Annotated in this window: 14 protein-coding genes; 5 read left to right on the top strand and 9 right to left on the bottom strand. The window is 73.6% G+C overall.

The features are described 5' to 3' along the window. Positions 1–140 precede the first annotated feature (140 nt). Together AB0H81_RS24590 and AB0H81_RS24585 are read right to left on the bottom strand one after the other, a co-directional pair. Positions 141–1,487, bottom strand: a complete 1,347-nt coding sequence (locus AB0H81_RS24590; RefSeq protein WP_358378805.1) for an ATP-binding protein — start codon at positions 1,485–1,487, stop codon at positions 141–143. Continuing rightward, the gene (locus AB0H81_RS24585; RefSeq protein ID WP_358378802.1) at positions 1,480–2,154 is read right to left on the bottom strand and encodes a response regulator transcription factor; all 675 of its coding nucleotides are present in this window, start codon (positions 2,152–2,154) and stop codon (positions 1,480–1,482) included. The genes AB0H81_RS24590 and AB0H81_RS24585 overlap by 8 nt, the downstream gene beginning before the upstream one ends. 139 nt (positions 2,155–2,293) lie before the next feature. On the opposite strand from AB0H81_RS24585, the gene AB0H81_RS24580 reads away from it, so the two are divergent. The 4 genes from AB0H81_RS24580 to AB0H81_RS24565 all read left to right on the top strand — a co-directional run bounded on the left by AB0H81_RS24580 (position 2,294) and on the right by AB0H81_RS24565 (position 6,010). After that, a complete protein-coding gene (locus AB0H81_RS24580; RefSeq protein ID WP_358378799.1) occupies positions 2,294–3,508 on the top strand; it encodes a sigma-E factor regulatory protein RseB domain-containing protein in 1,215 nt (404 codons plus the stop codon). Continuing rightward, the gene (locus AB0H81_RS24575; protein ID WP_358378797.1) at positions 3,505–4,491 is read left to right on the top strand and encodes an ABC transporter ATP-binding protein; all 987 of its coding nucleotides are present in this window, start codon (positions 3,505–3,507) and stop codon (positions 4,489–4,491) included. Before AB0H81_RS24580 ends, AB0H81_RS24575 begins: the two co-directional genes overlap by 4 nt. Beyond that, positions 4,478–5,521, top strand: coding sequence for an ABC transporter permease (locus tag AB0H81_RS24570; protein WP_358378794.1), 1,044 nt, complete (start codon positions 4,478–4,480; stop codon positions 5,519–5,521). Before AB0H81_RS24575 ends, AB0H81_RS24570 begins: the two co-directional genes overlap by 14 nt. Positions 5,522–5,815: 294 nt before the next feature. Then, a complete protein-coding gene (locus tag AB0H81_RS24565; protein WP_358378792.1) occupies positions 5,816–6,010 on the top strand; it encodes a CsbD family protein in 195 nt (64 codons plus the stop codon). A gap of 135 nt (positions 6,011–6,145) precedes the next feature. Here AB0H81_RS24565 and AB0H81_RS24560 read toward each other — a convergent pair whose 3' ends face one another. The 4 genes from AB0H81_RS24560 to AB0H81_RS24545 form a co-directional block, all read right to left on the bottom strand. Further along, positions 6,146–6,358 (bottom strand): EF-hand domain-containing protein, encoded by a 213-nt coding sequence (locus AB0H81_RS24560; protein ID WP_358378789.1) that lies wholly within the window; start codon positions 6,356–6,358, stop codon positions 6,146–6,148. Positions 6,359–6,486: 128 nt separating this feature from the next. Continuing rightward, on the bottom strand, positions 6,487–7,233 hold the full coding sequence (locus AB0H81_RS24555) for a YcnI family protein (protein WP_358378786.1): 747 nt from the start codon (positions 7,231–7,233) through the stop codon (positions 6,487–6,489). A gap of 46 nt (positions 7,234–7,279) precedes the next feature. After that, a complete protein-coding gene (locus tag AB0H81_RS24550) occupies positions 7,280–7,891 on the bottom strand; it encodes an MFS transporter (protein WP_358378784.1) in 612 nt (203 codons plus the stop codon). Positions 7,892–8,018: 127 nt separating this feature from the next. Next, on the bottom strand, positions 8,019–9,002 hold the full coding sequence (locus tag AB0H81_RS24545; RefSeq protein WP_358378781.1) for a rhamnogalacturonan acetylesterase: 984 nt from the start codon (positions 9,000–9,002) through the stop codon (positions 8,019–8,021). Positions 9,003–9,160: 158 nt separating this feature from the next. Here AB0H81_RS24545 and AB0H81_RS24540 point away from each other — a divergent pair, with 158 nt between their 5' ends. Next, positions 9,161–9,622 (top strand): hypothetical protein, encoded by a 462-nt coding sequence (locus tag AB0H81_RS24540; RefSeq protein WP_358378778.1) that lies wholly within the window; start codon positions 9,161–9,163, stop codon positions 9,620–9,622. Positions 9,623–9,694: 72 nt separating this feature from the next. Here the strand turns inward: AB0H81_RS24540 and AB0H81_RS24535 are convergent, their stop codons facing one another. The 3 genes from AB0H81_RS24535 to AB0H81_RS24525 are packed head-to-tail and all read right to left on the bottom strand — an operon-like array spanning position 9,695 to position 12,145. Continuing rightward, positions 9,695–10,465, bottom strand: a complete 771-nt coding sequence (locus tag AB0H81_RS24535) for an ATP-binding cassette domain-containing protein (RefSeq protein WP_358378775.1) — start codon at positions 10,463–10,465, stop codon at positions 9,695–9,697. 2 nt (positions 10,466–10,467) lie between these two features. Beyond that, the gene (locus AB0H81_RS24530; protein ID WP_358378773.1) at positions 10,468–11,256 is read right to left on the bottom strand and encodes an ABC-2 family transporter protein; all 789 of its coding nucleotides are present in this window, start codon (positions 11,254–11,256) and stop codon (positions 10,468–10,470) included. Continuing rightward, positions 11,249–12,145, bottom strand: coding sequence for an ABC-2 family transporter protein (locus AB0H81_RS24525; protein ID WP_358378770.1), 897 nt, complete (start codon positions 12,143–12,145; stop codon positions 11,249–11,251). Before AB0H81_RS24525 ends, AB0H81_RS24530 begins: the two co-directional genes overlap by 8 nt. Positions 12,146–12,207: the final 62 nt, after the last annotated feature.

Below are 12,207 nucleotides of genomic sequence, written 5' to 3'. Positions count from 1 at the left end.
GCTCCCACTCGGCATTCGTCAGATCACCACGACCCATACGCCAAGAGTGGCAAGCCAGACAGAGGCCGTCAGCAGATCTAAGAAACAGCTCCTAGACCGAAGGCGGAGAACGGGACCGAAGGCGGGGACGGGGGCCTGGGCTAGGCGGCCGGTGGCAGGCGGACGACCGCGCGCAGCCCCGGCCCGGCGTCCTCCAGGTGGACCGTGCCGCCGTGGGCTCGCACCGTCTCCCGCACGATCGCCAGCCCGAGCCCGGCCCCGCCCTCGTCGCGGCTGCGCCCCGAGTCGAGCCGCGTGAACCGGTTGAAGACCCGCTCCCGGTCCGCCTCCGGGATGCCCGGCCCGTCGTCGGTCACCGTCAGCACCCCGTCGCGCGTCAGCGCCACCTCCACCTTGGAGGAGGTGTGCCGGACGGCGTTGTCCACCAGGTTCGTCAGCACGCGGCTCAGGTCGAGGGCGTCGCCCCGCACCACCACCGGGTCGCAGACGGTCAGCCGCGCCTCGCCGTACCGGTCGACGGTCTGCCGCACCACCTCGTCGAGGTCGACCGGCTCGCTGCGCGCCGGCACGCCGCCGCGCTCGTCCAGCCGGGCCAGCGCGAGCAGGTCCTCGGCCAGCCGCGACAGCCGCATCGCGTCCTCCAGCACGCCCTCGGCAGTCTCCGGCCAGTCCTGCCCCTCGGGGTGGCCGAGCGCCACCTCCAGCTGCAGCCGGATGCTGGCCAGGGGACTGCGCAGCTCGTGCGCGGCGTCGGACACCAGCGCCCGCTGGCGCTGCTCGGCCTCCTCCAGCCGGGCCAGCATGCCGTTCAGCGTCACGGCCAGCGAGTGGACCTCGTCGCGCGACTCCGGCACGGGCAGCCGCCGCGAGCGGGCCGTGTGGGTGATCTCGGCCGCGCCCCGGCGCAGCGCCGCGATCGGCCGCAGCGTCCGCCCGATGATCACCCAGCTCGCCAGGGCCAGCACCACGACGAGCAGCGGCGTGCCGACGAGCAGCACGCGTCCCGCCGTGCCGACGCTCGTCTGGATCTCGCCCACGGGCCTGGCCGCCAGCACCGTGCGCCCGTGGTCGGCGCTGACCGCCACCACCCGCAGCGGCCCCGGTATCGCGTACGGCCGGCCGTCCATGAAGCGGGCCGTGCCCTCGCGCAGCACCCGCGCCCGCTGGCGGGCGCCGAGCAGCGGCACCAGCCGGTCGGTGCCGTACGTGGCGTGCGTGATGCGGCCGGAGGCGTCGATGACCTGAACGATCGTGCCGTCGTTGGTGGTGATCGGGTTGGTCAGGGTGCCCGCGTCGGCGTGGACGCGCACCGTCTGCGCCTGCTGCCACGTGGTCTCGTCGATGGTGTCGACCAGCGTCCGGTCGAGCACGTTCAGCAGCACCGACGCCGACAGCGCGAGCGCCGCCGCGAGCACCGCGGCCGCCACGACGGTCAGCCGGAACCGCAGCCCCTGCCGCCGCCACCACGCCAGGGGGGTGTCAGCCACCGTCGCCGGCCAGCCGGTAGCCCGCGCCGCGCACGGTCTGCAGGGAGTTGCGGCCGAACGGGCCGTCGAGCTTGCGGCGCAGGTAGCCGACGTACACCTCGACCACGTTGGGGTCGGTGTCGAAGGTGTCCCAGACGTGCTCCAGGATCTCCGCCTTCGACACCACCTCGTCGCGCCGGCGCATCAGGTACTCCAGCAGCGCGAACTCGCGGGGCGTCAGCTCCACCGGCGTCTCGCCGCGGTGGACCTTGCGCCGCGCCGGGTCGAGCGACAGGTCGCCGGCCGTCAGCACGGCCGGTCGCCGCCCCGCGTCGCGCCGCAGCAGGGCGCGCAGCCGCGCCACCAGCACGACGTACGAGAACGGCTTGGTCAGGTAGTCGTCGGCGCCCAGGTCGAGCCCGTCGGCCATGTCGTACTCGCCGTCCTTGGCCGACAGCATGAGGATCGGCACCCAGTTGTCCTCGGCGCGCAATCGCTTGCACACGTTGTAGCCGGAAAGGCGCGGCAGCATGATGTCCAGCACCACCACGTCGTACTGGCCGTGACGGGCCAGGTGCAGCCCCTCCTCGCCGTCGTGGGCGAGGTCGACGGCGAACCCCTCGGCCTGCAGCCCGCGCTGCAACGCCGCCGCCATCCGCCGCTCGTCCTCGACGACCAGTACTCTCATGCCCTCATCCTCCCGTGCCCGTCCTGAGACGGAGCTGAGAAGCCTGAGAGCCGTCTCAGCCCGTCTCAGGCTCCTCAAAGGATGCATGACGCAGGCTGCGGACAGCGAAGTGAACATCGGCATACCGTTGAGGAGTGACATGCGTAGAGGCACATTCGTGAGGTGGGGAGTCCCGATCGCGGCGGCGGCCGTCATCGGAGGAGCGCTCGGCGCGGGTCCCGTCATCGCCGCCGTCAGCGGGGAGCCCGCGCTGCCGGAGCGGACGGCGCAGCAGCTGCTCGCCGACGCGGCGGCCGCGTCCCGGGGCAAGGACGGCCCGCCCGCGATGTCCGGCACCGTCCAGCAGACCGCGTCGCTCGGCCTGCCCGCCCTCCCGCAGGCCGGCGGTGAGTCGCCGCTGACGCTGCTGTCGGGCTCGCACGAGATCAAGGTCTGGTACGGCGCCAAGGACAAGCTCCGCGTGGCCATGCCGACCCAGATGAACGAGACCGACCTGATCGTCAACGGCGGCCAGACCTGGTACTGGGACAGCGCGGCCAACACCGCCACCCGCATCAAGGTGGAGGCGGGCGTGAAGGCGGGCGAGGACGGCCGGAGCGCGCCCAGGCCGCACGACCTGGCGGCGTCCACGCTGGCGGCGATGACCCCGCAGGCGATGGCCGAGCAGGTGCTGGCGCGGGCGGGCGAGTACAGCGTGATCAGCGTGGCCAACACGGACAAGGTGGCGGGCCGCCCCGTCTACCAGCTCGTCGTGGCCCCCAAGGACGCGGCGTCGCTGGTGAAGGAGGTGCGGCTCTCGCTCGACGGCGAGACGTACGTCCCGCTTCAGGTGCAGGTGTTCGCCAAGGGCTCGGCCGAGCCGGCGTTCCAGCTCGGCTTCACCCAGGTGACGTTCAGCCCGCCCGCCGAGGAGAACTTCACCTTCACCCCGCCCGCCGGGGCCAAGGTCAAGGAGACCACGCTCGGCGCCGGGGAGCACGCGGCCGAGCAGGAGAAGGCCGCGGAGGCGCGCAAGGCCGCCGCCGACCGGCTGAAGGTCGTCGGCGACGGCTGGACCAGCGTCGCGGTGCTCAAGCTGTCGGAGGACGACCTCAAGGCCCTCCAGCCCGGCGGCAAGCCCGCCCAGGACGCCCAGGACAGCGGCGCCCCGCAGGACGCCAAGGGCGCCCAGGACGGCGACGTCGCCGCGATCGCCGACGGGCTGCTCAAGGCGGCCACGCCCGTGAGCGGCACCTGGGGCTCCGGCAAGCTGATCACGACGAAGCTCGTCACCGTGCTGATCACCGACGACGGCCGGCTGCTGGCCGGCGCCGTCACCCCGGAGGAGATCACCAAGGCGGCGGGCGTCAAGTGACCGCTGTCACGCTCGACGCGGGGGCGCCCTTCGGGGCGGCCCCGCCCTCCGCCCGGCCCGCGATCGTCACGCGCGGGCTCACCAAGCGGTTCCGCGGCGGGCAGGTCGCGGTCGACGCGCTCGACCTGAGCGTGCCGCGCGGAGCGGTCTTCGGCTTCCTCGGGCCGAACGGCTCGGGCAAGACCACGACCATCCGCATGCTGCTCGGCCTCGTCGCGCCCACGTCGGGCGAGCACGAGCTGCTGGGGCTGCCGCTGGGCGAGGCGTTGCCCCGGGTGGGGGCACTGGTCGAGGGGCCCGCCTTCTACCCGTACCTGTCGGGCGAGGCCAACCTGCGCCGCTTCGACGCCGCCGACCCGGCCGCGCCGCCCGCCACCGCGCGGCGGCGCGTCGCCGCCGCGCTCGACCGGGTGGGCCTGACGGCCGCGGCGGGCAAGCGCTACCGCACCTACTCGCTCGGCATGCGCCAGCGGCTGGCCATCGCCGCCGCCCTGCTCGGGCCGCGCGAGCTGCTCATCCTGGACGAACCGACGAACGGGCTCGACCCCCAGGGCACCCGCGAGGTGCGCTCCCTGGTCAAGGAGATCGCGGCCGGGGGCACCACGGTGTTCGTCTCGTCGCACCTGCTGGCCGAGGTGGAGCAGATGTGCACCCACGCGGCCGTCATGCGGGCCGGCCGGCTCGTCGCCCAGGGGTCGATGGCCTCGCTCGGCGGCGGCCAGGTCCCGCGCGTGCGCGTGCGGACGCCCGACACGGCGGACGCGCTGCGCGTCCTGCGCTCGCTCGGTCTGGCGGACGTGCGCGCCGACGGCCCGGAGCCCGGGGACGGGGTGAGCGCCGAGCTGGGCGGGCACGCGCCCGAGCGGGTCAACGCCGCCCTGGTGGGCGAGGGCGTGGCCGTGCGGGGGTTCACGGTCGAACGGCCGAGCCTGGAGGACGTGTTCGTCAGACTGACGGGAGAGGGATTCGATGTCGACGGCTGAGACGCGCCCCCGGCGCACCCCGGGCCTCGTCCCGGTCTCCGAGACGCTGCGCACGGCCGGCCGGCCGGCCCCTCCGGTCGCGGCCGGCACCGGCCCGGCCGCTGCCGCCGACGCGGGGACCGCCGGGCCGATCCAGGCCACCGGAGCGGCCGGGACCTCCGGCGTCGTCGACCTCGCGGGGACACCCGCGCGCCGGTTCGGCGCGTTCTGGCGGCTGCTCGGCTCCGAGCTGGGCCTGACCTTCCGCCGCCCGCGCAACCTCGTGATGCTCGGCGTGCTGGCCGGCGTGCCCGTCATCCTCGGCGTCGCGCTGCGCCTGGTCACCGACGGCATGGACGCCGAGGGGCGGGGCGGCGGGATGGGCGGCCTCATCGCGTCCGTCGCGGGCAACAGTCTCATGCTGGCGTTCGCGTCGCTGTCGTTCCTCGTCGCGCTGCTCATGCCGGTCGTCGTGAGCGTGGTGGCGGGCGACGCGATCGCCGGCGAGGCAGGCGCGGGAACCCTGCGCTACCTGCTGGCGGCCCCGGCCGGGCGCACCCGCCTGCTGCTCGTCAAGTACCTGAACGCGGTCGTCTTCTCCTTCACCATCGCCGCCGTCGTGGCGGTGTCGGCCCTGGTGACGGGGATGGCGTTGTTCCCGGTGGGGCCGGTGACGCTGCTGTCGGGCACCACCGTGTCCGTGGCCGACGGGCTGCTGCGCGTCCTCATCAGCGTCGGCTACGTCGGCGCGGGGATGGCCGCGCTGGCGGCCGTGGCGCTGGCGCTGTCCACGTTCACCGAGGTGTCCATCGGGGCGATCGCGGGCACCGTGGTCCTCGTCATCGTCTCGCAGGTGCTGCGCGCCGTGCCGCAGCTCGAACCGATCAGCCCCTACCTGCTGCCCACCTGGCTCACGCGCTTCGACGGGGCGCTGCGCGACCCGATCGACCTGGCGGCGATGCGCGACGGGCTGCTGGCGTTCGGCGCGTACATCCTGCTGTTCGGCTCGGTGGCGTGGGCCCGCTTCACCGGCAAGGACATCACGTCCTGAGCCGCCGTGGGGCCGGCACGCGTGGCGGGGCCGGAGAGCCTGCCCCCGCGCGGCTCTCCGGCCCCTGACCCGGTCTTCGCGCAGCTCACGCGCGGGCCGGGTACGAGGTGTCGATGCCCGATAACCGATCGTGTATGGGCCGCCGCGTCCCGATGTGGGAGACGTCACAGCAGGGAGAGGGCGCGCGCGAGTGTTTCCGGCGGTGTCCTCCGGATAGAGGAGGCGTACCCGGGAAAGCGCGGAGCCGCGGTGACGTTCCGCGGGACCCGGACAGACCTTGAGGAAGGCATCGACATGGGAACCGACGACAAGATCTCCAACAAGGCGGAGGAACTGAAGGGCCGCGCCAAGGAGAACATCGGTGATCTCACCGACGACGAGGATCTCCAGGCCGAAGGCCGTGCCGACCAGGCCGAGGGCGGCCTGAAGCAGGCCGGCGAGAAGGTGAAGGACGCGGCGGAGAAGGTGAAGGACGCCTTCAAGAAGTGACCCGCACAGCCGGGCGGCCCCGCGGCGCCGGTCCCCGGGAGGGGGCCCGCGCCGCGGGCGCCTGTCACGGCGTCGCCACGGCATCAGCCCGATGACCGCATCCGGTCACGGCGTCAGCCGGATGACCCCATCCCGTTACGGCATCAGCCGGACGAACTCCTCCAGCGAGAAGCGCCCGTCGCCGTCCGCGTCTCCGGTGTCGCGCAGGGCGGGCATCGCCTCGGCCGGCAGCTCCGGGAAGTGCGCCCGGAACTCCGCCTCGGTGATGTAACCGTCGCCGTCGCCGTCGAGCGAGGCGAACTCCCTCTTCAGCCGGGCCAGCCGCTCATCCGTCACGTCCTCGGACATGGTCCATCGCCTTTCGCTCAGGGGCCGCCTTTCCGGACAACCTAGCGACCCCGCCGCGCCACCCCGCCATCAGGGCGGCCGGGCGACGCGGCGGCAGAGCGCGACGGCGGGTCAGGAGGAGCGGCGGGTCAGGAGGAGCGGCGACGCAGGGCCAGGACCGCGACCACGATCCCGATCACGCCCACCGCGAGCCCCGCCCCGCCCAGCAGGCGGGCCGTGCCGTCGGAGGCGGACGACGCCGCGACCAGCCGGGGCGCGTCCGAGGGAGCGCCGGCGGGTGACGCGGCCGCCTGGGTGGCCGCCGGAGCGGCGGACTTGGCGGCGGCCGGGGTCAGCTTGAGGACCGGGGCCGGGTGCTCCGCCTCCGTGCCGTCGGTCTTGGGGGCGTCGGCCCAGTTCACGACCTCACCGCCGGAGTACGTCTGCCTGGTCGGGAACGTGAGCCGGTCGACGCCCTCGGGCAGCTTGCCCATGGACACCTCGAACTCCTGGAACTCGCCCTTGGAGATCTTCCCGCCCGACCAGACGACCGTGGACACGGCCTCGGTCAGGTCGCCGTACTCGGTCTTGACGGGGGCCGGCAGCTTGCTCTCGGTGACCTTGACCGTCCAGCCCGGCACGGGCTTGACCGAGACGAACGCCAGCGGGTGGTCGGTGGGGAAGGTGACCTCGACGCGCACGGTCGAGGCGTCGTCGCGCTCGTTCGGCACCCGGAACGCGACCTTGGTGAAGCCGCCCTGCTCGGCGGTGGCGGGGTTGATCGTGACGTGCGCCAGGGCGGGCAGCGCGGTGGCCACGGTGACGGCCGCCACGGCGGCGAGCACGGTCGCGGCGCGACGCCCGAAGGACCGCCCGGAGGGCATGGCGAAGGACATGATGAAGCTCCACGTGAAGAAAAAGGAGATGGGGAAAGGGGGGAGGTCAGGCGGTACGTGGAGGACCGCGCCTGGCCTGGCAGTGCCGCAGGGCCGGATCGAGAGGGACGGCGCGCACCCTGACCACGGGAGGCGCCTGCCGCGCGGACGGCAGCGCGGGGAACACCCCGGCGAGCAGCACGCGCCCGAGGTGGCGTCCCAGGCCGTCGTGGAGGCGGCGCAGCAGCGACCACAGCGCGGCCTCGCCGCGCGCCAGCCACCAGCCGGTGAGGAGCGTGGCCGTCAGGTGCGCGGTCAGCATGCCGGCGTCGACCGCGAGGCCCGGGCCGGCGGGCGCGCCGGCGTCGACGGCCAGGCTCACCCCGGCGGCGGGGGAGCCGTGCAGGTGGACGGCGACGTAGCCCGTGGGGCCGCCGGCGCTGAACAGCTCGTGCAGGACGGCCTGCGCGGCGACCAGCGCGAGGTTGATCGTCAACGGGTGTCGCTCCCTGCCGGCCAGCGCGAGCGCCAGCACGGACGCCGCGCCGAGCCCGAGCGCGGCCGTGCCGGGAGCGGGCGCCGTCCCGCCGCCCGCCACGTGCGCCAGCGATGCCAGAACGACGCAGACGGCGGAGAAGACGGCCGTCCGCGCGAGTCTGAGGGGAAGGCGAGCGCGCATGCGGCCTCCATGCTCTCACGGGGCGTGCCCGCCGCACCTCCTAACCGGAAAGCAGGGGGCTGCCCCGATACACCGGGCCGCTCCCGATCAGACCGGCTCGGCCCGATCCGCTGGAGAACGTCCGGGATCAGGACGTCCAGTACCGGCCGGCGACGAGCCCGAGGCGGCGGAGGCCGGCCGCGACCAGGTCGGCGAACACCGTGGCGCCGTGCTCGGAGGTGTGCGTGTCGTCCTGCTTCTCGCGGGTGAGGTAGAGCTCCTCGGCAGCCTCCGGGCCGAGCCCTTCGACGAGCCGGCGGCTGTCGTCCGTGAGGTCGATCAGCGCGACGCCCTCGGCGGCGGCGACGGCGCGCATCTCGGCCGGCAGGTCCACGCCGAGCTCGTTCACGATCAGCCCTGTGGGGTGGAGCGCCGAACCGGCGAACCGCCGCCGCACGATCGGGGTGACGAGGACCGGCGTGGCGCCCCTGGCCGCGATCCCGCGCGCGATCCGGCTGAGGTTGTCCCGGTACGCGGCGGCGGTGGCCTGCTTGTCGTTGTGCCCGAACTGGACGAGCGTCACGTCGCCGGGCCGTACCTGGGGCTCCATCGTGGCCCACAGCTCGGGCTGGGCCAGGAAGGACGCGGAGCTCTCGCTGGAGCCCGAGTGGTTGACCACGGACAGGCCGTGCCGGAAGTGGCGGGGCAGGCGCTGGCCCCAGCCCGTGTACGGCGCGTGGGCCTGGTCGGTGACGGTGGAGTCGCCCGCCAGGAAGAGCGCCACCGGGCGGGCGGCGGCGAGCCCGATGGCCCGGACCTCGGGGGCCGCGCCGGCGAAGGTCAGGGTCAGGCCGGGCGTCCCGGGGCCGTCCCAGCCGTTCTGCTGGGCCTCCGGGGTGCGGACGTTGACGGTGAACGTGCGGCGGTGCCAGCCCTCGTCCGGGGACGCCGGCGCCATGAGCCGCCGCGCCTCGGCCAGCACCTCGGTGCCGCCCCTGACGACCACGGTCACGTCGTAGTGGCCGGGCGGCAGGTCGTAGGTGCAGGTGATGGGCGCGATCCCGGTGCGGGCGCCGAGCAGCGCCGGGTCGGGCTCCGGCACGGACAGCTCCTTGTCCGTGGTCTCGGGCATGCGGCGACTCCCTTCCAGCCGGGACAGCAGGAGGTAAGCGCTTTCCAGGTTGATGTCGGATTATGCCGTGCGATGCTGTCCATTGCGTGGCCGATACGCGTCCGATGTCGCTAGGGTCGTCCCGATCGCGTCGACATGAGGTGAGAACGTTGCGGCATGTGGGTGGTTTATTTCTCGGCCTGGTCGTGACGGCGGCCCTGGTCGGGGGCGGAGGATGGGCGATCCAGCAGGCGCTGGGCGCCGCCCAGCCGCCGGCCGGCCAGAAGCTCTGGATCGCGCTCGGCGCGATGGCCGCCGTGGGCCTGGTGACGGGGCTGGTGGTGGCGGGACGGGTCTCGCCGCTGGCGACGTTCCTGCCGTCGATGGCGCTGCTGGCCTGGACGGTCGTGTACGCGCTGGACATGAACCGCGCCCTGTCCTACATCCCGGCGGAGCCGTCGGTGAACCAGCTCGTGCGTGAGGCCGGGCAGGGCGCCAGGATGCTGCTCACCTCCGGGGTGTTCGCGCTGCTGGGCGTGGCGCTGTTCATCCCGGTGCTGATCCCGTCGCGCTGGGCGCGTCGCTACGACGACGATGACGGCGACGAGTACGAGGAGAGCCCGCAGGGCGGCTACTACTGACGGCGATCCGGAGGGCCGCCGCCCGCGCGGCGGCCCTCGGGCGTCCCCGCCGGGCGGCACCCTCCGGGTGCTTCACACGGGCTCGACCGGGGGCGGGACGGCCCGCCCGCGCGTGTAGAGGCGGGTGACGACCTCCTCGATCGTCGCCTGCCCGGGAGCCGTGGCCATGAGGTCGCCGACCGTGCCGTCGAAGGCCAGCCGCCCGTGGTCGATGAGCAGGACCCGGCGGCACAGCCGCTCGACGTCGCCGAGGTCGTGTGTGGTCAGGAGCACGGTGGTGCCCCGTTCGGCGTTGACCCGCAGCAGGAACGACCGGATGCCGGCCTTGCTGACCACGTCGAGCCCGATGGTGGGCTCGTCGAGCACCAGCACCTCGGGGGCGTGCAGCAGCGCGGCGGCCAGGTCGCCGCGCATCCGCTGGCCCAGGCTGAGCTGCCGCACCGGCGTGCGCATGAACCCGCCGAGGTCGAGGGCCTCGGTCAGCTCGTCCAGCCGCACCTCGAACAGCTTGCGATCTACTTTGTAAAGGAGCCGGATCAGCTCGAAGCTGTCCCGCAGCGGCAGGTCCCACCACAGGGTCGTCCGCTGCCCGAACACCACGCCGATGCGCCGCGCCAGCGCCGTCCGCGCGCGCGACGGGTCGAGCCCGGCCACCCGCACCCGGCCGGAGGTGGGGGTGAGAATGCCGCACAGCATCTTGATCGTGGTGGACTTGCCGGCGCCGTTCGGGCCGAGGCAGCCGACGAACTCGCCGGGCTCGATGCGGAACGACAGGTCGCGCACGGCGTGGACGACGGCGCCCCGCACCTTGAAGGAGCGCCCGGCCCGGTCTGTCTCGATCATGGTCAACTCCCCGTGGATCGGTAGTGCCTGATGCCCTGCCGCCAGGCCAGTGCGGCCAGCAGGGCGAGGACGGCGGCCGCGGCCGGGCCGAGGAACCGGACGAAGCCGGGCGTGCCGAACGGGTCGTCCCGGTCCAGCACGTACAGGGCGGGCTGCCAGTTGACGAAGGCCAGCGGCACCACGTACGTGACCCCGCGCACGAGGTCGCGGCCGTACACGCTGAGCGGGTACTGGGTGAGCTGGCCGCCGCCGTACGTGAAGGAGTTGATCACCTCCGGGGCGTCGGTGAGGAGGAACTGGACGGCCCCGCCGAGCGTCCAGATCGAGGCGAAGATGACGGCGCCGGTGACCACCATGACGGGGAGCATCCACAGCCTCCGCGCGTCCAGGTCGAGGACGGCCAGCGCGTAGCCGAGGACGCCGGCGGCCTGGAGCACCCGCCCGGCGCGGGTGGGGGTGAAGCGGTCGGCGGCCAGCTGGAGCCAGGTGCTCACCGGGCGGATCAGCATCGCGTCGAGGGTGCCGGCCTTGATGTGCTGGCTGACCCGGTCCACGTTGCTGACGAACAGGTCGCAGAGGGCGAACGGCAGGCCGGCGCTGCCGTACAGGAAGAGGACCTCGTCGCGGGTGAAGCCGGCCAGCGCGGTGGTGTGGGAGAAGATGACGAGGATGACGGCCACGTCCGCGGCGGTGAGGCACACGCCGAGCACCACCATGATCGCGAACGAGGCGCGGTAGGCCATGGCGGCGCGGGTCCACGTCCAGGCGAGCAGCGCGTACGTCCTAACCACCCTGGATCACCACCCGGTGGCGTACGGCGCGGGTGGCCAGGGCGCCGAGCGCGAGGAGCGCGGCGGCCCACATCGCCTGGAAGGCGAGGGTGGGGCCGATGGGAGCCGTGCCGAGGTAGACGTCGGCGGGCGCCTGCGCCATGGCCGCCCACGGCAGCGCCCGCACCACCTCGCCCAGCGTGCCGGGGAACAGGGGGAGGGGCACCATCATGCCGCTGAGCAGCGTGGTCAGCAGCAGCGAGCAGACCATGACGCCCCGGTCGTCGGCCAGCCAGCACACCGACAGGCAGATGAGGTAGCGCCAGGCGAAGCTGACGACCACCCCCGCCGTGACGCAGGCGAGGACGCCGAGCCACCGCGCCGGACCCTGCGGCACGGTGATGCCGAACACGGCGGCGCCCACCAGCATCGGCGGGACGCCGCGCAGGAGCAGCAGGTACGCCGCCCGGCCGAGGTCCTCGGCCAGGGTCCAGAGCTGGAGCGGCGCCGGGCGGACGAGGTCGAGCGCGATGTCGCCGGTGCGGATGCGTTCGGGCAGCGTGAGGCCGCCGCCGAAGAGCTGCATCGGCCCGATGAACGCCTGGGTGACGAAGCAGAACGTGACGGCGGTGGTGACGTCGTAGCCGGCCAGGTTGGGCCTGACCTGCCAGAGCGCGATGAGGATGTAGGCGCGCAGCACGCCGAAGACGCTGTTGGTGAAGGCCCCGGCCAGGGCCGCTCCGACATAGGTGGAGTGCTTGCGGAAGCCGTACCGGACGAGCCGGGCGTAGAGGGAGAAGGAGACGCACCTCCGGAGGGTGATGGCACGGTGACATGCCGTGCCCGGGCCCGTGCGCGGGCCGGCCAGTGGGAGCCCTGGATTATGGTCCGGGCGCCGCCGGGGCGGCAACGGATTTACGCCCTGGTTCTGGGTGTCCGGGGAAGGCGCGTGAGGGACGAGTTTCTTACTCG

Source organism: Nonomuraea sp. NPDC050691 (assembly GCF_040654455.1).
Classification (GTDB): Bacteria; Actinomycetota; Actinomycetes; order Streptosporangiales; family Streptosporangiaceae; genus Nonomuraea.
Note: the sequence above shows the minus strand (reverse complement) of the source record. Positions and strands in the feature narration are given on the sequence as shown.